The 23,935-nt window shown below is 47.2% G+C and carries 21 protein-coding genes; 6 read left to right on the forward strand and 15 right to left on the reverse strand.

Going from position 1 to position 23,935, the window contains the following annotated elements:
- Positions 1-2: 2 nt before the first annotated feature.
- The 11 genes from FSB75_RS11435 to FSB75_RS11485 form a co-directional block, all read right to left on the reverse strand.
- Positions 3-1,229 (reverse strand): class I SAM-dependent methyltransferase, encoded by a 1,227-nt coding sequence (locus FSB75_RS11435; RefSeq protein ID WP_146787270.1) that lies wholly within the window; start codon positions 1,227-1,229, stop codon positions 3-5.
- A gap of 2 nt (positions 1,230-1,231) precedes the next feature.
- On the reverse strand, positions 1,232-1,777 hold the full coding sequence (gene rfbC / locus FSB75_RS11440; RefSeq protein ID WP_146787274.1) for a dTDP-4-dehydrorhamnose 3,5-epimerase: 546 nt from the start codon (positions 1,775-1,777) through the stop codon (positions 1,232-1,234).
- Complete coding sequence (rfbG, locus tag FSB75_RS11445) at positions 1,774-2,838, reverse strand: CDP-glucose 4,6-dehydratase (protein WP_146787277.1); 1,065 nt, start codon at positions 2,836-2,838, stop codon at positions 1,774-1,776. The genes rfbC and rfbG overlap by 4 nt, the downstream gene beginning before the upstream one ends.
- Entirely contained in the window at positions 2,839-3,609 is a 771-nt protein-coding gene (gene rfbF / locus FSB75_RS11450) for a glucose-1-phosphate cytidylyltransferase (protein ID WP_146787281.1), read from the reverse strand.
- A gap of 34 nt (positions 3,610-3,643) precedes the next feature.
- Positions 3,644-4,621 carry a Gfo/Idh/MocA family protein gene (locus tag FSB75_RS11455; protein WP_146787284.1) on the reverse strand — a complete coding sequence of 326 codons (978 nt, stop codon included), beginning with the start codon at positions 4,619-4,621 and terminating at the stop codon, positions 3,644-3,646.
- 3 nt (positions 4,622-4,624) lie between these two features.
- Positions 4,625-5,203 carry an acyltransferase gene (locus FSB75_RS11460; protein ID WP_146787287.1) on the reverse strand — a complete coding sequence of 193 codons (579 nt, stop codon included), beginning with the start codon at positions 5,201-5,203 and terminating at the stop codon, positions 4,625-4,627.
- Entirely contained in the window at positions 5,200-6,069 is an 870-nt protein-coding gene (rfbA, locus tag FSB75_RS11465) for a glucose-1-phosphate thymidylyltransferase RfbA (protein ID WP_146787290.1), read from the reverse strand. The genes FSB75_RS11460 and rfbA overlap by 4 nt, the downstream gene beginning before the upstream one ends.
- A 122-nt stretch (positions 6,070-6,191) precedes the next feature.
- Positions 6,192-7,277 (reverse strand): dTDP-glucose 4,6-dehydratase, encoded by a 1,086-nt coding sequence (gene rfbB, locus FSB75_RS11470; protein WP_146787293.1) that lies wholly within the window; start codon positions 7,275-7,277, stop codon positions 6,192-6,194.
- Between the two features lie 16 nt (positions 7,278-7,293).
- The gene (locus tag FSB75_RS11475; protein WP_146787296.1) at positions 7,294-8,259 is read right to left on the reverse strand and encodes an SDR family oxidoreductase; all 966 of its coding nucleotides are present in this window, start codon (positions 8,257-8,259) and stop codon (positions 7,294-7,296) included.
- A complete protein-coding gene (locus FSB75_RS11480; protein WP_146787299.1) occupies positions 8,259-10,649 on the reverse strand; it encodes a GumC family protein in 2,391 nt (796 codons plus the stop codon). Before FSB75_RS11480 ends, FSB75_RS11475 begins: the two co-directional genes overlap by 1 nt.
- 18 nt (positions 10,650-10,667) lie before the next feature.
- The gene (locus FSB75_RS11485; RefSeq protein WP_146787302.1) at positions 10,668-11,444 is read right to left on the reverse strand and encodes a polysaccharide biosynthesis/export family protein; all 777 of its coding nucleotides are present in this window, start codon (positions 11,442-11,444) and stop codon (positions 10,668-10,670) included.
- A gap of 315 nt (positions 11,445-11,759) precedes the next feature.
- Between FSB75_RS11485 and FSB75_RS11490 the strand changes: the two genes are divergently transcribed.
- The gene (locus FSB75_RS11490) at positions 11,760-13,001 is read left to right on the forward strand and encodes an acyltransferase family protein (protein ID WP_146787305.1); all 1,242 of its coding nucleotides are present in this window, start codon (positions 11,760-11,762) and stop codon (positions 12,999-13,001) included.
- A 170-nt stretch (positions 13,002-13,171) separates the two neighbouring features.
- On the opposite strand, the gene FSB75_RS11495 is transcribed toward FSB75_RS11490, so the two are convergent.
- The gene (locus tag FSB75_RS11495) at positions 13,172-14,896 is read right to left on the reverse strand and encodes a hypothetical protein (protein WP_146787308.1); all 1,725 of its coding nucleotides are present in this window, start codon (positions 14,894-14,896) and stop codon (positions 13,172-13,174) included.
- A 1,023-nt stretch (positions 14,897-15,919) separates the two neighbouring features.
- Between FSB75_RS11495 and FSB75_RS11500 the strand changes: the two genes are divergently transcribed.
- The 3 genes from FSB75_RS11500 to FSB75_RS11510 all read left to right on the forward strand — a co-directional run bounded on the left by FSB75_RS11500 (position 15,920) and on the right by FSB75_RS11510 (position 17,442).
- Entirely contained in the window at positions 15,920-16,501 is a 582-nt protein-coding gene (locus FSB75_RS11500; RefSeq protein ID WP_146787329.1) for a glycoside hydrolase family 19 protein, read from the forward strand.
- 76 nt (positions 16,502-16,577) lie between these two features.
- The gene (locus FSB75_RS11505) at positions 16,578-17,171 is read left to right on the forward strand and encodes a hypothetical protein (protein ID WP_146787332.1); all 594 of its coding nucleotides are present in this window, start codon (positions 16,578-16,580) and stop codon (positions 17,169-17,171) included.
- 4 nt (positions 17,172-17,175) lie between these two features.
- Positions 17,176-17,442: a hypothetical protein gene (locus FSB75_RS11510; protein WP_146787335.1), complete on the forward strand. Its 267-nt coding sequence runs from the start codon at positions 17,176-17,178 to the stop codon at positions 17,440-17,442.
- Between the two features lie 108 nt (positions 17,443-17,550).
- On the opposite strand, the gene recN is transcribed toward FSB75_RS11510, so the two are convergent.
- From recN to FSB75_RS11525, 3 genes are all read right to left on the reverse strand, one after another.
- Entirely contained in the window at positions 17,551-19,209 is a 1,659-nt protein-coding gene (gene recN, locus FSB75_RS11515; RefSeq protein WP_146787338.1) for a DNA repair protein RecN, read from the reverse strand.
- 130 nt (positions 19,210-19,339) lie between these two features.
- Positions 19,340-20,095, reverse strand: a complete 756-nt coding sequence (locus FSB75_RS11520; protein ID WP_146787341.1) for a zinc ribbon domain-containing protein — start codon at positions 20,093-20,095, stop codon at positions 19,340-19,342.
- 244 nt (positions 20,096-20,339) lie between these two features.
- The gene (locus tag FSB75_RS11525; RefSeq protein ID WP_146787345.1) at positions 20,340-21,437 is read right to left on the reverse strand and encodes a Nif3-like dinuclear metal center hexameric protein; all 1,098 of its coding nucleotides are present in this window, start codon (positions 21,435-21,437) and stop codon (positions 20,340-20,342) included.
- 73 nt (positions 21,438-21,510) lie between these two features.
- On the opposite strand from FSB75_RS11525, the gene FSB75_RS11530 reads away from it, so the two are divergent.
- Both FSB75_RS11530 and FSB75_RS11535 read left to right on the forward strand, forming a co-directional pair.
- A complete protein-coding gene (locus FSB75_RS11530; RefSeq protein WP_146787348.1) occupies positions 21,511-22,284 on the forward strand; it encodes a polysaccharide deacetylase family protein in 774 nt (257 codons plus the stop codon).
- Between the two features lie 128 nt (positions 22,285-22,412).
- Complete coding sequence (locus tag FSB75_RS11535; protein ID WP_146787352.1) at positions 22,413-23,873, forward strand: carboxypeptidase M32; 1,461 nt, start codon at positions 22,413-22,415, stop codon at positions 23,871-23,873.
- The last annotated feature ends 62 nt before the right edge of the window (positions 23,874-23,935 follow it).

The raw sequence follows: 23,935 nt of genomic DNA on the forward strand, positions 1-23,935 counted from the left end.
GATCAAACAACTTGAAGAGAAGGAATGGGAATTACAAACCGGCCACCCCAATCTTTAATATAGGATAACTGTTCGGTAATTTCGTCTTTTAAATTCCAGGGAAGAACAATGACGTAATCCGGCTTTTCGGCCTTTAAGTATTCTTCGTTCTTCACCGGGATGTGACTTGCCGGTAAAAATTTATCCTGCTTCGCGGGATTACGGTCCACCACAAATTCAATCAGGTCATTTTTAACGCCGCAATAGTTTAGCAGCGTATTGCCCTTGGCCGCGGCCCCGTAAGCCGCTACTCGTTTACCGCCTTTTTTTTGTTCAACCAGGAACGAGATCAACGCCAGTTTTACCCCCAGGGCCTTCTGCTGAAAGTTGTTGTAGTACTCCGGTCCTGTTAAGCCTTTTTCTTCTTCCTTTTTCAACAAGGCTTCAACGTTAGCGGAAATCTCTTTTGAGTTGTCCTCTTTGTGCTTTGCGTAAATGCGCAGCGACCCCCCGTGGGTCGGCAATTCGTCAACGTCAAACAGTTCCAATCCCTGCGCTTCAAATATTTGCTTGACGGTATGGAAAGAGAGATAAGAAAAGTGTTCGTGGTAGATGGTGTCAAATTGATTGTTGTCCACCAATTGCATCAGGTGCGGAAACTCCATGGTGATCACACCTTGCGGCTTTAAGATAACCTTCATGCCGCTGACAAAATCAACAATGTCCGGCACGTGCGCCAGTACGTTATTTCCCAGCAGCAGATCGGCTTTTATTCCTTTGGCGCTTAGGTCCTTCGCCAGCCGTACGCCAAAGAAGTCAACCACGCTTTCAATGCCTTTTGCCTTTGCGGCTTCGGCCGTGTTAGCCGTAGGCTCAACGCCCAGAACGGGAATGCCTTTTTGCTGAAAATACTGCAACAGGTATCCATCGTTTGAGGCCAGTTCAATCACTTGCGAGCCTTCGTTTAAGCCGAATCGCTCCGTCATCAGTTCCGTATAGCGTTTGGCGTGGGCAAGCCAGCTTGTGGAGAACGAAGAAAAATAAACGTAGTCGCTGTTAAAGATGGCGTCGGACTTTTTGTACTCGTCCACCTGCACCAGAAAACAATTGTGGCAAGTGTAAACTTTTAGCGGGTAAAAGGTTTCGGGTTCGTTCAATTGCTCCTGTGTAAGAAAGGAGTTGGAAGCAGGCGAATTAATCAGGTCAATAAATACGTGCTTAAGTTCTGTTTTACAAAATCTGCATTGCATAATTAAATTCCTTTGAAGTCTTCGGTGAGGTAAGGATGTTTCTCGTCCCGTGGCGATAAAAGTGTTACAGGTAAGGGCCAGGCGATGTTGAGCAAAGGGTCGTTGTATCGGAGGCCCGCTTCGGCCGCAGGCGTGTAAAATTCGGTGTGATGATAAAGCAATTCGCAATTGTCAGCAAGGCATTGAAAGCCGTGGGCAAACCCTTCAGGGATATACAACATGCGCCGGTTGGCAGCCGACAATTCCACACCGTACCATTGCAGAAAGGTAGGAGAACCTTCCCGTAAATCAACAATCACGTCGTATACGGAACCGGCAATGCAGCGAACCATTTTTACCTCGCGGTAAGGTTTTACCTGGAAGTGCATGCCCCTGATGGTTCCTTTTTTATAGGTCACTGAATGGTTCATTTGCACCCATTCTTTCGTGTGACCAATCTGTTCAAAAAGATCTTTGCTGAAATAGCGGGCGAACCATCCGCGTTCATCCTGAAAAGGGTTCAGGTCAATCAGGTAACTGCTGCTTAACGGTGTCGGTGTAAAGTTCACAGGGCCGAATAAGAATTGATCTGTTGTAAAGTGAAAGCAGCTTGTTCTTCCACGGGTTGTTTATACCAGTTGACGGTCCAGTCAATGGCCGTAGAAGAATCCAGTTTGGGCGTCCAGCCCAATTCTTCTTTGGCACGGCTGACGTCAAGTTTTAAGATACCCGCTTCGTGTGGTTGATTACTGTCGGAGGCGTCGTTCCATTTGCCGCTGCCCCAGGTAGAAATCGCCTTTTCCACCACTTCCCTCACGGTTAAATGGTCTTGCGGGAGTGGCCCGAAGTTGTAAGCTTTTGAATAAAGCAGCGGTTCGCCATCCAGCAAAGCGCCAAGTCGCAAATAACCACCCAAGGGCTCCAGCACGTGCTGCCAAGGTCGGATGGCCAAAGGATTGCGAACTTCAATAGGCCGTCCAGCCTTCAACGAGCAAACGATATCGGGAATAATACGGTCTGTGCTCCAGTCGCCACCACCAATCACGTTTCCCGCCCTTACGCTGGCAACGGCCTTCTGGTGCAGATTAAATTTTTCGGGATGGAAAAAAGAATTGCGAAACGAACTGACCACAATTTCAGCGCAGGCTTTGCTTGCACTGTAAGGATCATAACCGCCGAGTGCATCTTCTTCGGTGTACAGTAAATCCTTCTCTTTGTTCTCGTATACCTTGTCGGTGGTGATGACCACGACGGTGCATTTCTTTTTTAATTGATAAACAACTTCCAAAACATTGGCCGTACCGGTAACGTTTACGTCGAAGGTTTCAGAAGGAATCTGGTAAGAACGGCGTACGAGCGGCTGTGCTGCAAGATGGAAAACGTAATCGGGTTCAAACGAAAGCAGGTCTGCTTTTAAACGCACCTTGTCACGAATGTCAGCCAGCACACTCTCCGTCTTGCTCCCCGGTTGCAGCAAGGCAAATAAACCGTTGGGGTATTCGGGCGGCAGAGCGTAACCTTTCACTTTGGCGCCCAACGTTTCTAACCAGGCTGCCAGCCACGAACCTTTGAAGCCCGTATGGCCGGTAAGAAATATTCTCTTGTTTTCGTAAACCTTCTTTAAGTTCATTTACCAGGTTTTCCATTTTGCATTTCCTGCCTGCCAGTCTTTTTCCAATTCGAATTTATCACGCAAGGTATCCATCGGCTTCCAAAAACCTTCGTGGTTGAAAGCCATCATTTGCCCGTCGACCGTAATGTTCTCCATCGGCTCTCTTTCCCACACGGTCGCGTCGTTTGCAATGTAGTTCAGCACGGCCGGCTGGCACACAAAAAACCCACCGTTAATCCACACGCCATCGCCTTTGGGCTTTTCCGTAAACGACTCCACGTTTTGTCCGGCTCCCAGGTTGATCGCACCAAACCTGCCGGTTGGTTGTACAGCCGTAACCGTACAAAGCTTGCCGTGTTGTTGGTGAAATTTTACCAGTTCGGTTATGTTTACATCCGAAACCCCGTCGCCGTAAGTGAGCAGGAAAGGTTCGTTGCCAATGTGTCGTTGGACCCTTTTTATTCTGCCTCCGGTCATGGTATCAAGTCCTGTATCCACAAGGGTGATGTTCCAGGGCTCCGCATAGGTGTCGTGAACCTTTACCGCATTTTCCTTTAGACTGATTGTAACGTCTGATTTGTGCAGGAAATAATTGGCAAAATATTCTTTAATGATGTAGCCTTTATAGCCAAGACAAATAACGAAATCATTGAAGCCGTGCGAAGAATAAATTTTCATGATGTGCCAAAGAATCGGCATGTCGCCAATTTCCACCATCGGCTTTGGCTTTAAAACCGTTTCCTCTGATAACCGCGTACCAAGGCCGCCGGCGAGTATAACAACTTTCATTTTTCAGATAAATTAAAACTGCGTTTTCGTTTGCCTATTCTGTTATTGATAAAAAGAACGGGTGATTGGACAAACCCAAACCGGCGAACGGGTGGTAATCGCCCAGCAAGCCCACGGGCGTTTGCTGTCGAATCCGGTGCGCAAGGTTGATGGAAGGAAGTGCTTCTTCCACGGTAAAGCCATCGCCGTCCAGAATCTGTTGGTAGCTTTTTGTATGCAAATCGGCAAAACCTTCGCTGAATTCAATCTCCTCTCCTTTCAGTTTAATGGAGCGATAAGTCCGTTGCTTTTTTTCTCTTACTTCCGCCGGCAGCGTCTCTTCGTTTATGCTTAAAAACCACCGTACCCTGGCCCGCTCCAGTTGAATAAATCCGGCTGCTCTGTCGTGCGTATGCACGTGCACCACGGTTTCCTTTACCGCGCCGAAAATCCAGATCAGCATGTCAAAAAAATGAATGCCGATGTTGGTGGCCACACCACCCGACTTGGCAATATCGCCTTTCCAACTGCTATAGTACCAATTGCCGCGGGACGTGATATAGGTTAAATCAAGATCAAAGGTTTCTGACGGATTGGCCGCCTCAACTTTTTCCTTTAATGCCTGCAAATGCGGATGCAAACGCAGTTGCAGAATCTGGTAAATCTTTTTTCCCGTTTCGGCCTGCAATTGCTCCAACGCGTCAATGTTCCAGGGATTCAGTACGAGAGGCTTTTCGCAAATCACCGTGGCGCCGTGGCGCAAGCCAAAGCGTATGTGCGAGTCGTGTAAGTAATTGGGCGAACAAATGGACAGGTAATCAATGGAGTTTCCCGCACGGTTTAGTTTTTCAAGATGACGGTCAAAGCGTTCAAACTCGGTAAAAAAGCTGGCCTGCGGAAAATAACTGTCCATGATGCCTACGGAGTCAAATTTGTCCAGGGCGGCAACCAGGTTATTGCCGGTTTCTTTAATGGCTTTAAAATGCCGGGGCGCAATAAAACCGGCGGCCCCAATTAAGGCAAAATCAGACATAGGTTAGTATTTGGTCACGGTGTTCTTCTCTAATTTATAGGCCTCTCCGCTTTCCAGACAAACGGCCTTCCCTTCTTCGTTAAACCGCAGCCGTTGTCCATACTCGCTCATCCAGCCAATTTGCTTTGCCGGGTTGCCAACAACCAAAGCATAAGGCGCCACAGGTTTTGTAATAACCGCACCCGCGCCAATAAAGGCATACTCGCCAATCTCGTTACCGCAAACAACGGTGGCGTTGGCGCCAATGGTTGCGCCTTTCCGAACAAGCGTTTGCTTGTATTCGTGCTTGCGACTGACGGCGCTGCGCGGGTTAATAACGTTGGTAAACACCATTGAAGGGCCGAGGAAAACGTCGTCCTCGCAAATCACGCCTTCGTAAATGGAAACGTTGTTTTGCACTCGAACGTTCTTTCCCAAAACAACTTTGGGCGATACCACCACGTTCTGCCCCAGGTTGCAGCCTTCGCCAATCTTACAGCCGGGCATAATGTGGCTAAAGTGCCAAATCTTTACGCCTTCTGCAATCTCGCAACCTTCGTCCACAAAGGCGGAGGGGTGAACAAAATATTTTGTTTCGCTCATTTCCCTTTTTTAATTACCTGCTCCAGGTATTTGCCGTAGCCACTTTTCATCAACGCCATAGCCTGCTCGTGCAATTGTGTTTCACTAATAAAATTCATGCGAAAGGCAATTTCTTCAATGCAGCCGATCTTCGTTCCCTGCCTTTTTTCAATCACCCTCACAAACTCTGACGCGTCACTGAGCGATTCAAAGGTTCCGGTATCAAGCCAGGCCGTGCCGCGGTCAAGCACCGCAACGTGCAATTGCCCTTTCGTTAAATACTCTTTGTTGACGTCCGTGATCTCGTATTCCCCGCGGGCCGACGGTCTTAAGTTTTTCGCAATTTCCACTACGCTGTTGTCGTAGAAATAAAGGCCCGGCACCGCAAAGTTTGACTTGGGCTGCGATGGTTTTTCTTCAATCGAAATGGCCTTCTGCTCCGCGTCAAATTCCACCACGCCGTACCGTTTGGGGTCGGAAACTTCGTAAGCAAATACGTAACCGCCTTCGATGTCGTTCAAGGCCTGCAACTGGCGGCCCAAACGCGAACCGTAAAAAATATTGTCGCCCAGTACCAGCGCTACTTTATCGTTACCGATAAATGTTGAACCGATCACAAAAGCTTGTGCAAGTCCGTTGGGCACTTCCTGCACGGCGTATTCAAAGCGACAACCCACCTGGCTTCCGTCTCCGAGCAAACGCTTAAAGGACGGATTGTCTTCGGGAGTGGTGATGATTAAAATCTCGTTGATACCCGCCATCATCAATACCGACAGCGGATAATAAATCATCGGCTTATCGTAGATGGGCATTAATTGTTTGGAAATGGCCTTGGTGATGGGGTACAACCGTGTTCCGCTGCCACCGGCCAAAATGATTCCTTTCATGGGCGTTGAGAAGTTAAAGAGTGGATGCGTTGAGTGGTTGAGTAGTTTAGCGGTTTACACGTTATCATGATCCTGCACATTCCTGAACACCTCAACTCCTAAACAGCTAAACATTTAAACAATTAAACCGTATACTGCTCCTTATAATAATCCTGGTAAGCGCCGCTGGTAACGTGGTTGAGCCACTCGGTGTTTTGCAAATACCAGTCAATCGTTTGGCTTAGGCCTTCTTCAAAGGTCACGCTCGGCTTCCAGCCCAATTCTTTATTAATCTTCGACGCGTCAATCGCATAGCGCCGGTCGTGGCCGGGACGGTCTTTCACGTAGGTGATCAAGCTTTCGCTTTCGCCTTTTTCTCTTCCCAATTTTTCATCCATCAACGTGCAAAGCAGTTTTACCAGGTCAATGTTTTTCCACTCGTTAAAGCCGCCGATATTGTACGTATCGCCAAGTTTTCCTTCGTGAAAAACAAGATCAATCGCAGCCGCATGATCTTTTACAAAAAGCCAGTCGCGGGTGTACAAGCCGTCGCCGTAAACGGGCAGCGGTTTTTTGTTAATGATGTTGTTGATGAAAAGCGGAATGAGTTTTTCCGGGAAATGATAAGGGCCGTAATTGTTTGAGCAGTTGGTCACAACAGCAGGCAATCCATACGTGTCGTAATAGGCTCTCACAAAATGGTCGGAAGCCGCTTTAGAAGCGGAGTACGGGGAATGCGGATTGTAGGACGTTTCTTCAGTAAAAAATCCGGTATCACCCAACGCCCCGTAAACCTCATCGGTGGAAACGTGATAGAAGCGTTTGGTTGATTGGTTGACTGATTGACCGGTTGACTGGTCTTTAGCCAACCAAAACTTCTTTGCAGTATTTAAGAGGTTGACTGTGCCGACGACGTTTGTGTAAACAAAATCGAGCGGCGAGAGAATGGAGCGATCAACGTGCGATTCGGCGGCAAGATGAATGACACCATCAGGCTTGTATTGCTCAAACACCCGTTCAAGTTCCAGTGCGTCCAAAAGATTAACGCGTTCAAAAATATAGTTGGGCGAATCTTCAATATCCTTGAGGTTTTCCAAATTACCGGCATAGGTCAACGCATCGAGGTTGATGATTTTGTACTGCGGGTATTTGGTTACAAAAAGACGGACAACGTGTGAGCCGATAAAGCCGGCACCACCAGTGATTACGATGGTTCTTGAATCGTTCATGGAAGGCACATTGGATTTAAGAATAAGCGAAATGGTGTTGTTTGCGGTACCACTCGAATGTGGGTTTTAAGCCGTCAAAAATAGACGTTGCCGGCCTATATTGCAAGCCCTCTGCTGCTTTTGTTATATCGGCAAGACTGTGGCGCACGTCACCCATGCGTTCGGGACCGTATTTAGGCGCAAGGTCGCTGCCGGCGATTTGTTTGATTTCTTCAAACAACCGGTTAAGCGTTGTTTGCTCGCCGCAGGCAATGTTGTAAACCTGGTTGACGGCCGCTTTGTCTTCGGTAAACAAAGCCAATTCGTTTGCCAGCACGGCATTGGCTACGTAAGTAAAATCGCGGCTCGTTTCGCCGTCGCCGTTCATGGTGGGCGGCTCGTTGTTCAACACGGCTTGAATGAACAAAGGAATCACCGCAGCATAAGGGCCTTTCGGGTTTTGCTTCGGACCAAAAATATTAAAGTAGCGCAGGCCAATTAATTCCAAACCGTAAAGATTTGCGTACACCCTTGCGTACAATTCATTCACGTATTTGGTAACGGCATAAGGCGAAAGAGGATTGCCGATTTTGTCTTCCACTTTCGGCAAACCTGGATGATCGCCATATGTAGAAGAAGAAGCCGCATACACAATGCGTTTGATACCACTTTCCTTCGCCGCGGTAAACACGTTGAGCGTACCGGTAACGTTTACTGCATTCGAAGTGAGAGGGTCGTTGATAGAGCGGGGCACCGAGCCCAGTGCCGCCTGGTGCGAAATGCGGTCCATGCCCTCACATGCTTTGAGACAGGTTTCGTAGCTGCGGATATCGCCTTCCAGAAATTCAAATTTTGGGTGCTCTCGAAATTCCTTGATGTTGTCAAGCGAACCGGTTGCGAGGTTGTCCAACACCCGCACTTTTTCAACTTGCGGTAATTGCAACAAGCGTTCAACAAGGTTGGCGCCAATAAAACCGGCACCGCCGGTAATCAAAATACGCATCAGACTTTTGCTTTTTTATTTTTTGTTTCCATGCCGTTTTTAAATCCAAGCCAGCCAAGCCATTTGCTCATGCCGTGCTTTTTTTCTTCCTCTTCGAAATAGCCTTCGCCGTAACCGTAGCCGTAGCCACCGTAGCCGTAGTTGCCGTAGCCGCTGCGCAGTTTTGCATCATTTAGCACAATGGAAATCTTGGGCAGTTTTCCTTCGCGGTAATATTCGTCTATCAAGCCCAGTTGCTTCTTGTACGTATGACCCTGACGAACGATGTACAGCGTACAATCAGCATACTTACTCAGGGTTAACGCATCGCTTACCATTCCCACCGGCGCCGTATCCATTACAATGACATCAAAGTTCTGCTTGAGATAGGCAAACAGTTCGTCCAGCTTGGGATCCAGCAACAATTCCGAAGGATTGGGCGGAACCGGACCGCAAGGCAAGACAAACAAATTGGGTTGGCCGTCAACAGGCACGGGCAGATCCTCAAGTTTTACTTTCCCCAACAAGTAGTTGGTAAGACCGGGGCGCTTGCCCATGTTCAGTTGCGAAAGCACCTTGGGCTTGCGAATGTCAAATTCGAGGATAATGGTTTTCTTGTTGGCCAGCGCCATCACTGCACCCATGTTTGTGCTAATGAAAGATTTTCCTTCGCCGCTAAACGAAGAGGTAACCAGTAACACTGGTTTATCTACATGCGTTAGAAAGTATTGCAAATTGGAACGAAGAATGCGGAATTGCTCTGCAATAACTTTACGGTTGCCCGAAGTAACCAACAAGGTTTCCTTTGAATAATTGTGACCGACTTCGCCCAGCAGTGTGACTTGCGTAAGCCGTTCAATATCGTTTCGTGAGGTGACTTTGTCGTTGAACAATTCGATCATTACAACCGCAATCGTGGGTACAAGCAGGCCAATCACAATCGCAAGGATCTTTGTTCCGCGGTGGTTAGGTTTTATGGGGGTATTGTCTGGCTGCGCCTCCTGCAATATTTTGGTATTCGAAATGGTGGCGGCAAGCGTAATGGCGGCTTCTTCGCGCTTGGCGAGGAGCGTGTTGTAGATTTCAGCCTTCGATTGCAGTTCGCGTTGAATGTCCAGCAGTTCTCTTTCTTTTGTGGGAATGCTGCTGATTTGTGCCAGCGCATTGCTGTTGCTACTCTGCAAGCTGCCTACCACCGTACCGAAAGACTTTTTAATATTCTGGGTGTTAACCAAGATCTTTTTGCGAAGGTTTTCTACCTCGGCTGTTTTTTGTTGCACTACCACATTGGCTTCAGGGGCGTTCTTCAGCAGCTCGCTACGTTCCTGCTGCGCTTTGTTGTAATCGAGCACCAGTGCGTTAAGCACAGGGTCTTGGATGCTAAGTGAAGAAGGAACGGTTAAACTTCCGTTACTGCCCCGCAGGTAATCTTCAATCTGGTGAACGGTTTCCACCTGTACTTTCTGCTCCCGAATGGCCTTATCAGCCTCTTCGGAACGCTTAAGATAAGCTTCTGATTGGACGCCCGGGCTGATAACGTTGTTCCTTTGACGAAAAGCCACGTAACGGTCGTTGATGCTGTCGAGTTGCCGCGAAACCGAGTCGAGCCGCGCATCAATGAACTCAAGTTTTTGCAGCGTGATGGCGTTTTTGTCTTCAATGGTTACAGCCTGGTATTCACGCAACAGGCGGTTGACAAAATCAGCGGCCAGTTGTGGGTTCGTCGTTTCCATGCTAGCCGTCAGAATAGGTGCATTCTGCTTTGGAACCACGATAAGGCCGCCCAGTAAACCGTTGGCGCGAACCTCCGTTGGGTACCAGCTAATTTTGTAATCCTCTCCTACGTCCTGGTTTTTGGTTTTTATAAGGCGAAAGGTGCCCTTTGGCGTAGAAAAAGGCTGGTCAAACGCAATGGCCTCTTTGGATTTATTTACCTGGAAACTGCGTTGGTTAATAAAATGGAGGTCAATTTCGAAAGCGCTGGCCGAATCATTAATTCTTAGCGCTTCTAATTTGAAAGGAACAGCGTCATACACATCCAGTTCTTTTATCTTACCAACTGCCGTGTAAACAAAATTTAAATTCAGTGCTTCCACTACCCTTGCCACTACTTGCCTCGATTGCAAAACTTCAGTTTCGGTTTGAATGTTCTTGCGGCTTTCCTGCTGCATTAAAATATCAATCTTGTTGTTGTCGCCGCCCGATGATGATTTGTCGTCTTTGATGACGATAGAGCCGCTGGAGCGGTAGAACTCTGTAGCGTAGCGGAGGTAACCAAAAGCGATAAACAGAGCCAACGCTACCGATATGATATAGAAGGGTAAATAACGAATGTATTTAAAGAAAAGCTCCTTTACGTTTAGTGTTGAAAGTTCGGCTTTGGTGCTCTTCAAAACTGCTTGCTCCTCCATCCCGATAATTTAAAAAGTTTAGCGCTTAATGACGCTGAAAATAATGGCCAGGGTACTTACTATGCCGGTTATAAAGCTAATTCGCTGAGCGGTGGCTTGTTGTTCCTGTTGTTCGGATTTCCTTTTGGCCTGCTCAACAAAAACCACGTCGTTTTGCTGTAACCGGTAGTAAGGCGATTGGAACAGGTCCTTCGAAGTAAGGTCAACGTAACCGGTTTCTACCTCACCGTTCTTTTCCCTTGCCACCCGCACCTTGCTTTTGTTGCCATAATCGGTTATGTCACCCGACAGGCCCAACGCTTCAAGAATGGTAATGCGTTCGGTGGGCACAGCAAAGGAGCCCGGTGATCTTACCTCTCCCAACACGGTTACGCGGTAGTTTAAAAATCGCACGACCACCGAGGGGTTGGTTAATTCATTTTTAAACCGCTCACGGATAGCTTCAGCCAGTTGCGCCTTGGTCAACCCTTCCGCATGTAAACGCCCAATCCGGGGGTATTCAATGTCGCCGTTTTGATCAACCAAAAAACCGGCCATTGATGTAGTACTGCTGCTGCCCACTACGGTTTGCTCAGGCAAATTATAAGGAATGTCAGTGCGGGGATCGGCACTTTGGCTATAGACCTTTACAGAGAGAAGATCAGCTTTCTGAATGACGGGTTCTTGTACTGTCAGACGATTGCCGGATGTATCTGTTGCATTTTGCAGATAGTTCGTATAGGCGGCTCCCTTTTGTGTTGTGCAGGCCGCTAAGCCAAAGAGACCGCCGAGCAGAAGAAGCGCTATTATCTTCATGGGATTAGTTTGCCACAAGTATGCAGGCCATTAATCCTGTCGCCTTGCCGGACAGAAACGTAAGGCTTCGCCCTCCTCGGTCACATTGGTTTTTGCAAACGAGATAACGGATACTCTTTTTTCAGGCGGTGCAAATATAGGTTTTGTTGCAACCCGACAGGCTGCAAAAAAGGCGGAAAACGAAGGCGTTATTCAAAGAAAACGTGAAGATGTTTTATTTTCGCGCAGCCAAGCCGGAGGCTGAGAAGCGTTTGCCCAAGGACTTAGTTTTCTTCCCCAAAACGATTTGCTACATTTAACGCAAATCTTGCTGTTTTGAACCAACGTTATTATTCGCTCGATGTTTTTCGCGGCGCTACCGTATGCCTGATGATACTTGTGAACAACCCCGGAAGCTGGGACTACATTTACAGTCCGCTAGAACACGCTACCTGGCACGGCCTTACGCCAACCGATTTGGTTTTCCCCTTCTTTTTATTTGCCGTCGGCAATGCCATGGCTTTTGTGATGCCGCGGTTGGAGCAAGGCGGCGATGCCCTTTTTTGGAAGAAGGTAATTAAACGCAGCCTGCTCATTTACGGCATCGGTCTTTTTTTGGCCTGGTGGCCTTTTGTGCGGTGGCAGGGAAATGATCTGCTCGGAAACGGCTGGACCTGGATAAATGCGGAAGGGAAATTAACCGGCGTCAGGGTGCTGGGTGTATTGCAGCGGATTGCGATTTGTTATTTTTTTGGCTCCATCATCGTGTATTATCTTAAAGTAAGAGGCAGTTTTTTAGCAGGCCTTCTTCTGCTACTGCTTTATTGGCTGCTTACCTATTCGCTTGGCGAACCCGGTGATCCGTACAGCAAGGCGGGCTACTTTGGTAACAGAATAGACGAGGCAATTCTTACGCTGCCGCACATGTACCAAGGCGAAGCCTACAAACTAAACGGCGTCGTTCGTCCCTTTGATCCCGAGGGATTAATGAGCACTCTTCCGGCCATCGTAAATGTGATTTTTGGCTTTTTGGTGGGCGATTACATCCGCAAAAGAGGGAAGCACATTGAGACCATGACCGATAGCGCAGTAAAAGGTTTCGAGATCTATCAAACGCTGACAATTTTGTTTATTGCGGCGGTAGGTTTTCTCCTTACTGGTTACGTGTGGGATCTAAGTTTTCCAGTGAACAAAAGAATCTGGACAAGTTCTTACGTAGTGGTAACAACAGGCATGGCCATCGCCATCCTGGCTACGCTGGTTTATTTCATCGAAGTAAAAGGCGTTCGCGCCTGGTGGACAAAATTTTTCGACGTGTTTGGAAAGAACGCCTTGTTCGTGTTTGCGTTAAGCGCTTTTTTACCAAGAGGGCTCAGGCTGATACGCATACCCAACGGCATGGATGCCAAAGGCAATACCCTGTACACAAACCCCTGGAGCATTTTATACGAAAAGGTTTATCAACACGTGCCGGGCGACCCGAGAATCGGTTCGCTGCTTTTTGCGCTTACCGTCATTGCCTTTATGTGGGCCGTTTGTTATTGGCTTGACAAGAAGCGAATTTATATCAAGGTTTAGTCACAGGTTACAACTTGAAGGAGGCCTTGGGATTGAACAATTGCCAACAAGAAGACCTTTTGTTAAAGATGCAAAAACACACTTATGCACCCGCTTTACTGCGCCACAGTCTAATCAAAAAGTTGGTCTTTTTCAAAGCATTAATTGTTTCGTTACAACGATTCTAATAATCACGGTGTTTGTTTTCGGCAAGAAGGCCTTAAAGTCGGCACTTGGACTGTCTGTATTGTCTCTTTAGAACGGTCGTTGTACGTTGCTTCATAGCCACCGGCAACAGCACGTAATCGAATGGCAGCTTTGCGCGATTCGCCCGGCTTGAGGTTTCTCACATCAACACCGTTTTCGTAGAACGGTCCATTTAACTTGCTGCCTTCCGAACGATAGGGTTTTCCTTCCGGGTAAGGCGTCACTTTTTTGTTCACACCGTAAAACCGACCGTTCATGTAGTCCAATGGATAGACACCTGACCCGGCTGCGCTATCACGCAAAAAAGTACAATCGTAAAAACTGAAGTCATATCCGCCATAGACCGTGCCGCGGTGTGCAGAATTAAACGTGCATTGGCGAAAGGTGGCCTGTCCTCCGGCACCCAAATCCAAAACATAGGTGCCGTACACTTTTCCACTCGGAGACAGAGCAGTGTCCATCGTAAAGAGACAATTTTTGAACGTTGCGTTGTTTGGATCATCCGGCCCTGTACTGCCGGCTGTTTTTAACGCTACCGAAGAGCCGATGATGGTGCAGTTTTCCCAAAGCATTCGGCGACTGAGCCCATAGATTGCGGGCCCGTTTACCGCCACAATTTTTGCGTTGCGAATGGTTACATCCGATGTGGCAACAGCGTTATCATTGACAATCCCTACCCCACGTGCAGTGTTGCCCACGTAGATGCTTTCAAAGAGGCCGTTTTTAATTAGGCCGAGTTCCGCTTCTATGTCAACGCCGGCATTCGGTGCGGTGATGAGTTTCTTGCCGGTGCCGCGGTTTACAACCTGGCCGCCATTGATGAACGAAGAGTTTGTGCAACGAAGATGATTGCCACCCGTCCAGCTAAACGCATTGCGGCTACAACCGTCGCCTACAAAATTATCGATGTTGATTTGCTTGATAACTTTTGTGGTATCGGTCACAGAGTTACCAACCATCAGTCCGTCTCGTCCAAAGTGACGGGCATTGACATTGCTCACGGTAATGCTGCCGTTATAAAATGCAGCAATGCCGTCTGCCTCCAATTGAATTTCTACGTCGCCCCAGTAGCCACCAACAATCAGGTTCTCAGCGTTGCCGTCCAACAATAAGTTTTTTATTTCAATAGATTTATTGTTTTCGAACCAAAAGAACGTGCAGGGATAAGCCCTGTAATCAGCAATTGTAAAACCGCCCGGCAAAGCGTCGTGCCGCAGGCCCGCTGCGGGATCAAAACTCCCGAAGTGCATGCCGTCTTTCAATCGGATGGTTGCGCCGTGGCCGTCCACAACAACCGGTTTTGTACACCCGTGCAAATTCAATAGTCGCTGGCCAATATAACTGTATCCTTTTCCCTTTGTACCGGCAAAACTTTCCGTGCCCACCGTGTAATTTCCTTTCTCTATGTGCAGTGTAATACCGCCTGAAAGGCCGTTGATCAGGTCGGAAATTCGCTGCATGGCTTTGGTATTCTGTGCTGCAGATGCAGAAGGAAGGAAACCAAAGCTTGCTGCGTAAACATCTCGGTTCTGGAATCCGCTTGCCAAATTCAATGTGCCGGGAGGTGGTGCGCTGCAGGCCGCAGCAAGGAAGAGGTTCGTTACCAAAGCACCGCCCGGTGCATAGCTGCCTTCGACAAACGAACGTGTCGTTTGCTGCCCGTTGGAAAAAAGCGAGAAAAGAAAGAAGATCGAAAAGATTTTTTTCATGGCCTTTCAAATAGTATTGAATTGTTTTATGCCCCGAAATGTACAGGATGTCGGTCGTTGTTGCGCTACAGGTGAGCGTGAAATTTCTGACAATTTTGGTGCGCCGATAATTTCCTCAAACGAACAAAGATCAGGGAACTTCTGAGTGGCAGAACGTTAAAGCAGCAAGGCAATTGAGCAAATTTCTAAAGGCTGAAAATTTAAGCTTTGAATACAAGTTTTTAGAGAAGAACTTCAATAGAAGAAAGCAAGCTTAATCAAGTTTGAGCAAATAAAGATGAAGTGTAACCAGGGTTTGCTTCTTTATTCCCTTCTTAGGCCTTAGTTATGAAAAAAGCAACCGGCTCTGCCAGCTGCTTTCCTTTTATTCCAACGATAAATACAAAAGTATAATTCTCACCATTATTGCCATAGCAGGACAAACCGACAACTTTTCCCGGGCGATACCAATCGTTAAATTTTTCTCTGTAAAACCCTCTATGCCTCGTTGCCCACAGATGCTGCATAGATGGTAAATGGGCAGAGCATGGATAGTGTATGAAACCGGCGTACATCTACAATAAAAAGGGAACGCAGAATATCTTAAATTCAGGAAGCGCTTACTTTAAATTCGAACCAACTTTTATTGAGGCTGTTCTACAACTTGCCAGAAAATTACAAACGTGTGCCCGGTATTCCGTTGCCGCTGTTTGATGTCAAACATAAGCCTAACGTACAAAACAAGCATCCGCGATTTACGGAACAAGGCTTTTCTTCCGCAAGCAATCGAAACGGTTTCGTTCAATTCTTGTTTCAACTTAATTGCCCGCAGAAGCCCTGCCTCAGGTTACACAACTTGGTTTTACAAAAAATCATATCTATACTTGTTCTTTCATCATCGTTTTTTGACCGCTCCCTTTTAAACGATTGACTTCCGTTTGTTTCAGTGCGCACAGCCCTTGAACCTTCCAGAACTACCCTTCGAAAAATACCCTTTATCCAACCCTGTGCTTATCGTTTGCACCACCTCAAAACCCAACGCATATGACACTTGGACAAGTAAAAGAAACCACCTGCGCCGCTACACCTTGTGCGGATAAATTCCTTCCTTACATCAACGATACCTGCGACAAATACGGCATCAACACGCCGGCCCGCCAGTTGTGTTTTCTGGCGCAGGTTGGCCATGAAAGCGCCGGCCTTTTTTATACCGAGGAATTGGCCTCCGGCGATGCTTACGAAAACAGAAAAGATTTGGGCAACACGCAGCCGGGCGACGGCCGCAAATACAAAGGCCGCGGCCTCATTCAAATTACGGGGCGCAACAATTACAAAACCATCGGCGACAGCTTTGGCGTTGATTTTATCAACAATCCTACGCTGCTTGGCGCAAAAAACGCAAACCTCTGTTCGCCCGACCAACTGAAGTATGCCGCCATGAGTGCGGGTTGGTTCTGGAACTCGCGAAAACTAAACGACATTGCCGACAAGATTGACATTAAGAAGCCCATTGACCAGGGCGATAATTTGACGCATTACATTGAGATGACGAAGAAAATAAACGGTGGCACAAACGGCCTTGCGGATCGTGTGAACCGTTTTAAAATCGGCGCAAAATTCTTTTAAGTAAGGAAACAATATTTTCCCGAAACTCAGAGCAAAAAATAGAAACGCAATTGCAGGCTGGTATTAAAAAAGAAAGATGAAAATTATTTTTCAATGGGTTGTTCTCGCTTTGTTGTTTGCAGGTTGCGCAACCGTTCCACCGGGCTCGGTAAGCTTAGCCGGTGCTTTGCAAACCGAAGGCACGCGGATGCACGAACTCAATCTGCGCTTGCTGAACAATTTATTCGCCGAAAAGCGAAGGGCACTGGAAAACGTTTTATCCGACCAATACGCTTCGTCGCTTATTGACCACGCCTTTGAGCTGAGTCCAAACATCAGCAAAGCCGACTTCCCCGATTTTTTAAAAGCGGTGACGAAGAAACTGATCACAAAAAGAGATTCGTTGGTAAACGTGTTGGAAACTGAAAAGACAAGAATTGCCGACCGGCTAAACGAAGATTACAACGCCTTCACTACGGTTTCCATTTCTTTAAAACTCATGCTGGCATCGGCTGTTAAAGTGGACCAACAAAGGCAGGCAGCATTGGATCAGGCAAAAACGTTGACGAACAACAAAGTTGATTTTGTTGCCATCGAAAATGCGCTTGATGATTTTATTAATTCGGCAGGAAAGGTTGGCGCAGACGTGAGCGGATTCAAAACCAAGATTGACGGACTTTTAAAAAAATGAAACCATGCCCAATAAATTTGATAAACTCGTTAATGAAGCAGCACGCAGAACGGATGCAGAGTTCAGTAATCAATTTACAAGTTTAACGAGGCTAACCGACGACGATACAGAAAAACTCATTAACGACACCGGCATCAGCAAAGAAGACTTGGCAAAGGTTTTAAAAGAAGTGAAAGACGCCACCGCAAGCAACGAACAAAAAGCTGCGGCCATACAAAACATCAACAACGGCGTATCAGCCTTGGTAGCGATTGCGAAAAAATTTCTTTGAAAAAGTGAGGCGCGAAACGTCAAACGTGAAACAGAAATGAACGAAAGTTTGAAAGCCATCTTGTTTCACTTCTCACGTTTGACGTTTCACCAAATCGCTTACCAAACATCAATTCATCACCATTTCTCTTGCATTCTCCAACGCCGCAGCGGTTGGTCTTTCGCCGCTCATCATGCGGGCAATGGCCACAATGCGTTCGTCGGTATTCAGCAGGCGCACACCGGTTCGGATCGAATCGTTTTGCAAATCTTTGTACACCAAATAATGCGCATCGGCTTTGCCGGCAATTTGCGGCTGGTGCGTGATGCAAATCACTTGTCGCGCCGCTGCTAGCTCTTTCATGATAATGCCGACTTGTTTTGCGGCTTCGCCGGAAATACCCGTGTCAATTTCATCGAAAATGAGCGTGGGCATGTCCATGGACGTGGCAACAAGCGATTTAATGCAAAGCATTAAGCGGCTTAATTCACCGCCGCTGGCTACTTTGCGCAAAGGCTGAAACTGTTCTTTTTTATTGGCGTCAAACAAAAATTCTATCGCATCAAAACCCGTTGAATTCAGCGGTGCTTTTGAAACATCTACTTTAATTCTTGCGTTGGGCATTCCCACTTGCGCCAGCATTTTGTTCACCTGTGTTTCAAGCGGTTTCACCTGCGCTTTGCGAGCTGCGGAAATTTTCGCGGCTAAGCTTTCTGCTTGCTGCAAGGAGTCTGCGTATTTTTTTTCGGCCGCATTTATCGCATCGTCAATGTTTAATACGGCTTGCAATTTTGAATGGAGATTGTTGCGGATTTCAACGAGTTCGTTTGTTGCAGAAACAGCGTGTTTTTTTAGTAAGCGATAACCCAACGACAATCGTTCGTTAATGGCCTCCAATCGTTCTGCATCGGAGTTTATGTGATTGCTAATGCGGTCAAGTTCATCGGCAATGTCCTGCAGTTCGATGTAGGAAGATTGCAACCTTTCGGTAAGCGCAGGTAATTCGGGATGCAGTTCGGCAAAGGCTTGCAAACTGCTCAACATGGTTTTCAATTGCCGCACCACCGGCTCTTCGCTCTCGGCTAAATCAAAGTAGGCTTTACTCAAAGCGTTCTTGATACCTTCGGCGTTGGAAAGCAGCCTTAATTCGGTGTCCAGGTCTTCCAACTCATTCGTTGTAAACCCGGCTTCTTCTAACTCGTTAAACTGGAACTGGTGATAATCGAATTCCTTTTCAAACTGCGTCTTTTGTTCTTTTAAAGCCTCCAATTCACGCCGCGCTGTTTGCGAAGAAGAAAAGATTTGTCCGTATTGATGAAGGGTTGAAAAATTACCGGCCAGTGCGTCCAGCACTTCGCGTTGAAAATCGCTTTCACCCAATTCAAGCGTATCAAATTGCTGGTGCAAATCCACCAACAATGAACTCAATTCATTTAGCTGCGAAAGATTGACCGGCGTGTCGTTGATAAAAGCCCTCGATTTTCCGCTTGGTGCAATCTCTCTTCGCACCACCAGTTCGTCGGCAATATCCAGTTCGTTTTCTTTAAAAAAAGCCAACACATGGTCATCGGCCGCCTCTTCTTTAAAGCAGCCTTCAACGATGCACTTTTTTTCTTTGTCATGAAGCACGGCACCCTCGGCCCGTTGGCCCAAAATCAATCCCAATGCACCAACGATGATGGATTTGCCCGCGCCGGTTTCGCCGGTAATGACGTTTAATTTGGATGAAAACTCTACCTCCAACCGTTCAATAATCGCGTAGTTCCTGATGGATAATCGGCTCAACATAATCGGCCGACAAATTAGTTCAAATTCAGGTTGCGGATAATAAAAAAGCTTCCCGTTTTGCGGAAAGCTTCTGCTAAAATTTTGGGTGCAATCCACGGTCCACAGTCAACTGTCGACGGTAGACTGTGAACTATTTCACTTCAACGGAATCGCTCAAATCGGTATCCACCAAAATGCGGCCGCAGTTCTCGCACACCATTACTTTTTTGCGCTGCTTAATTTCGCTTTGCTTTTGGGGTGGAATGTAGTTAAAGCAGCCGCCACAGGCATCGCGTTCTACCGGCACCACAGCCAACCCGTTGCGGTAATTGCCGCGGATTTTTTCGTACGAGGCCAGTAGACGACTGTCTACGTGTTCTTTGGCATCGGCGGCCTTTTTGCCCAGGTCTTTTTCTTCCTTTTCGGTGGTGGAAATAATTTTTTCGAGTTCGCCTTTTTTGCTTTGCAGTACGCCGTCTTTGGCCGCAATGGCCTTTTTGGCTTTTTCCAGCGCCACGGCTTTTTCCGCAATTTCTTCGTTGGCGTCTTTAATGTGTTTCTCGCAAAGCTTTACCTCAAGTTGCTGCATCTCCATTTCTTTGTTGATGGCTTCAAACTCGCGGTTGTTCTTTACGTTTTCGCTTTGCTTCTCGTATTTTTTAATGAGTTCCTGTGCGTCTTTGATGGCATTCTTCTTCTGCTCAATAAATTCGGTGATGCCGTTGATCTCTTCTTCAATCCGCAACTGACGGGCATGAAGGCCCTGGATTTCGTCTTCAAGGTCGGCCACTTCCATGGGAAGCTCGCCTTTTAGAATGCGGATCTCATCCATCTTGGATTCGATCTTTTGGAGCCTTACCAGCGAGGACAATTTCTCTTCAACGGAATAATCTTTAACGGTTGCCATAATCAAGTTTGAGGTTTGAAGCTTGGGGGGTTGAGGTTGTTCGGGTCAAACACCCTGCTTCTTCTGTTTACAATCTTTTATTCAGCGTTTTTCTTTTGTTCCCTGCGATATCGCTGCCTATCATCACCTGTTCCAAGTTTACCCTGAATTTGTCAAGGGCACTCTTCGGGATTCGGAACACCGCTCACCGGAAAAGCAACAAACAAAATTCAGAAACTTTATCTCACGTTTGACGCCTCGCGTCTCACGTAAAATATCGCACGGGATTCGTATTCACGCTTGTTTTAAGGACGGCAAATGTAGGGAATTTTTCTGCCAGTAAGCTTTGCAGCAGGTCCACCGTGAACTGCTCGCTTTCATAATGCCCAATGTCGGCAATCACCATCCGGCCTTCGGCGTCAAAAAACTCGTGGTATTTGATGTCCGAAGAAACGTAAACATCGGCGCCGCTCCCGAGAGCTTTTTTAATTAAAAAGCTTCCGGCCCCGCCGCAGACGGCCACTTTTTTTACCGGCTTGTTTCGCAGGGCCGTGTGCCGGATGACCGCTAAATCAAAACGATTTTTTAACAAGCGCAGAAAATTCTTTTCGCTCGTTTCATGTTCCAGTTCGCCAATGATGCCGGCCCCAATGCCGTAATGTACGTTCTCCATTGTAAAAATATCATAGGCCACTTCTTCGTAGGGATGAGCCGCAACAAGTGCCTTCACCACCTGCCGTTCCAGGAAAAACGGGTAAACAATCTCAATCTTGGTTTCCTTTTCCTGATGTTGTTCGCCCACTTCGCCCACGTACGGATCAGCGCCGGCTCCGGCTTTGAACGTTCCAATGCCTTGGCTGTTAAAGCTGCACTCGGAATATTTCCCGATGTGTCCCGCACCTGCGGCAAACACGGCCTGACGCACCGCTTCAGCTTTATCGGTTGGCGCGAACGTGATCAGGCGGCGGAGCATTTTACTTTTCGGCTGAAGAACGCTCATGTTTTTTAAACCCAGTTTTCCTGCGATGGTGTTGTTTACGCCCAGCACCACGTTGTCTAAATTGGTATGCGCTGCATAAATCGCTACATCGGCCTTAATTGCTTCTACCAGCACTTGCCCGATAGAATCGCCCGTGTCAACCCGTTTTATACCGCGAAAAACGATTGGATGATGGGCAATAATTAAATTGCAGTTAACTTGCAGAGCCTCCTTTACAACGGCAGGCGTAACGTCTAATGTACACAAAACGCCTTTGCACATCCAGTCCCTGTTTCCTGTGATAAGACCAGCATTGTCGTAATCTTCCTGCAGCTCAGGCGCGGCAAAAGATTCAATGACCGAAAGAATTTCACCAATTTTCATGAAGCCAAAGTAAACGAATTCAACCGACGACGAAGCCTTCGGCCGCCCGAGGCATTCTGCAAACATTTTACGTATGATGCTGCCGAAAAAAAAGTTTCAGTGCACTCCGGTGACGATCTTGCTGCTTGCTGTTTTATTAATTGCTTTTGCGGGCTGTCGCAAAGGCGTGCCCGAAGGCGAACTGGCACAAGGCCAGATAGCTCTCACCTTCGACGATAACTCGATTGAAAACTGGCACAAGCAGTTGTCTTTGCTTGATTCGCTAAACATTAAGGCTACCTTTTACATTAGTCACTACCACACGTTCAACAAGCAACAAAAAACGTGGCTGAAGGAAATTGAAAAACGCGGTCACGAAATTGCCTTTCACACAGCCACTCATCCAGACCTGCCGAAAGAAGTAGCCAAAAGAGGAATGGCCGCAACCGAAGAAAAAGAAATAAAGAAAGACCTAAAACTCATGCAGGCGGATGGCTACTATCCTACCGATTTTGCCTATCCTTTCGGCAGCCACACAAGCCAGTTAAATACCTGCCTGTTGCGCACGTTTAAGTCGGTAAGAGCCTTGAGCAACCAGCAGAACTATAACCTAAGCCTGGTAAAAGAAGCGGGCGAAGGAAAAGTTTTATACGGCGCCAATATTGACAACAACTCCCGTTTAAAAGAAGAAGGCATTGCCTCGCTTATGGACAAGGCCCGTGAACACCGCGACTGCCTGGTGATGGTGGCGCATCAAATCAACAGCAACGGCAAACTGCAAATTAGCCGCGAACGCCTGCAATACATCGCAAGACTGGCCAAAGAAAAAAACCTCCGGTTTGTTACGGTGAACGAGATTGTGAAGTAGGTAGTCAGTTGGCCGGTTGATTGGTAATAGAAATGACATCGCTTATCAACGACTCAACCAATCAACTTATTCCCCATCTTTAGCGCATAAACAGCGCCCAACAACTTTACGAAACCTACCAAACCAAAATGCGGCGCATTGCCGACATTAAAGCCGCAAGCGCCGTGTTGCAATGGGACCAGGAAACTTATCTGCCGCAAGGCGGCGCCCATTTCAGGGGGCAACAAATCAGCACGCTTTCCGAACTGGCGCACGGGCTTTTTAGCGAAGACTCTTTGGGCGATTTATTGAGAGAACTAGTGCAGAAAGAAGAGTTGACACCAGCACAGAAACGCAACGTCGAACGAACGCTGGAAGATTACAAGAAGAACAAGAAATACACGTCGGCTTTTGTGCGGGCCTTGTCGGAACAGATCAACAAAACCTTTCACGCCTGGATTGAAGCACGCAAGCAAAACAGCTTTTCGGTTTACGAAAAAGATTTGGATGCGTTGATAAAACTCAAAAAAGAAGAAACCCAAATTCTCGGCTTTGTTCATCACCCTTATGATGCTTTGCTGGACGAATACGAAAAAGGCGCAACCGTTTCACTGCTCGATAAAACCTTTGCAACTCTTCTCCCGCCGTTAGAGGAATTGTTTCAAAAAATTACCGCCGCCCCGCAGGTTGATAGTTCTTTTTTACATCAGCATTTTCCCGAACAACAGCAGTGGCAATGGGGGCTGCATTTAATAAAGCAGCTTCATTTTGATTTTGAAAAAGGCCGGCAGGACAAAAGCGAACATCCTTTCAGCACATCCTTTTCGCCGCAAGATGTGCGCATCACCACGCGGATAGACGAAAACGACTTTGGCAACATGACCTGGAGCTGCATCCACGAAACCGGCCATGCCTTGTATGAACAAGGACTGCCCGATGATCAATACGGATTACCGCTTGGCGAAGCTTGCTCGTACAGCATCCACGAATCGCAATCGCGTTTGTGGGAAAATAACGTAGGCCGCAGCAAAGACTTCTGGCAGTTTTATTATCCGCAACTGCAACAATACTTTCCCGGTCAATTCCACAACGTTGACTTAGAGCGTTTTTACAAAGGCATCAACAAGGTGCAACCTTCGCTCATACGTACCGAAGCCGATGAAATCTCTTACCATTTTCACGTTTTCATCCGCTACGAGCTCGAGAAAAAATTAATTGAAGGAGCATTGGCAACCGCCGATATTCCGGTCTTTTGGAACGAAGGGTACAAAACTTATTTGGGCGTAACCGTGCCCGATGACAAACGCGGTTGCCTGCAAGATGTGCATTGGAGCCACGGCAGCTTCGGTTATTTTCCTACTTATAGTTTGGGAAGTTTTTATGCGGCACAATTTTTTGCAAAGGCAAAAAACGAGATAGCGACGTTGTCAGGCGAAATTACGGAGGGCAATACAGAATCACTTTTACAGTGGTTAAGAACGAAAATTCACAGCAAGGGACGCTATTTCACCAGCGAAGGTTTGTGTAAAGACATAACCGGCGAAGGGCTCAACGGCCGCTATTTTCTGAATTACGCACAAGAAAAATACACCGGAATTTACACGAATTGAAATTCTAAAAAATCCCGGTTAGCTTTGGACGAACGAAGTCGAAATTGTACGCATTTTTTCTT

Origin of the sequence: Flavisolibacter ginsenosidimutans (assembly GCF_007970805.1) — a bacterium.
GTDB classification, from domain to species: domain Bacteria; phylum Bacteroidota; class Bacteroidia; order Chitinophagales; family Chitinophagaceae; genus Flavisolibacter; species Flavisolibacter ginsenosidimutans.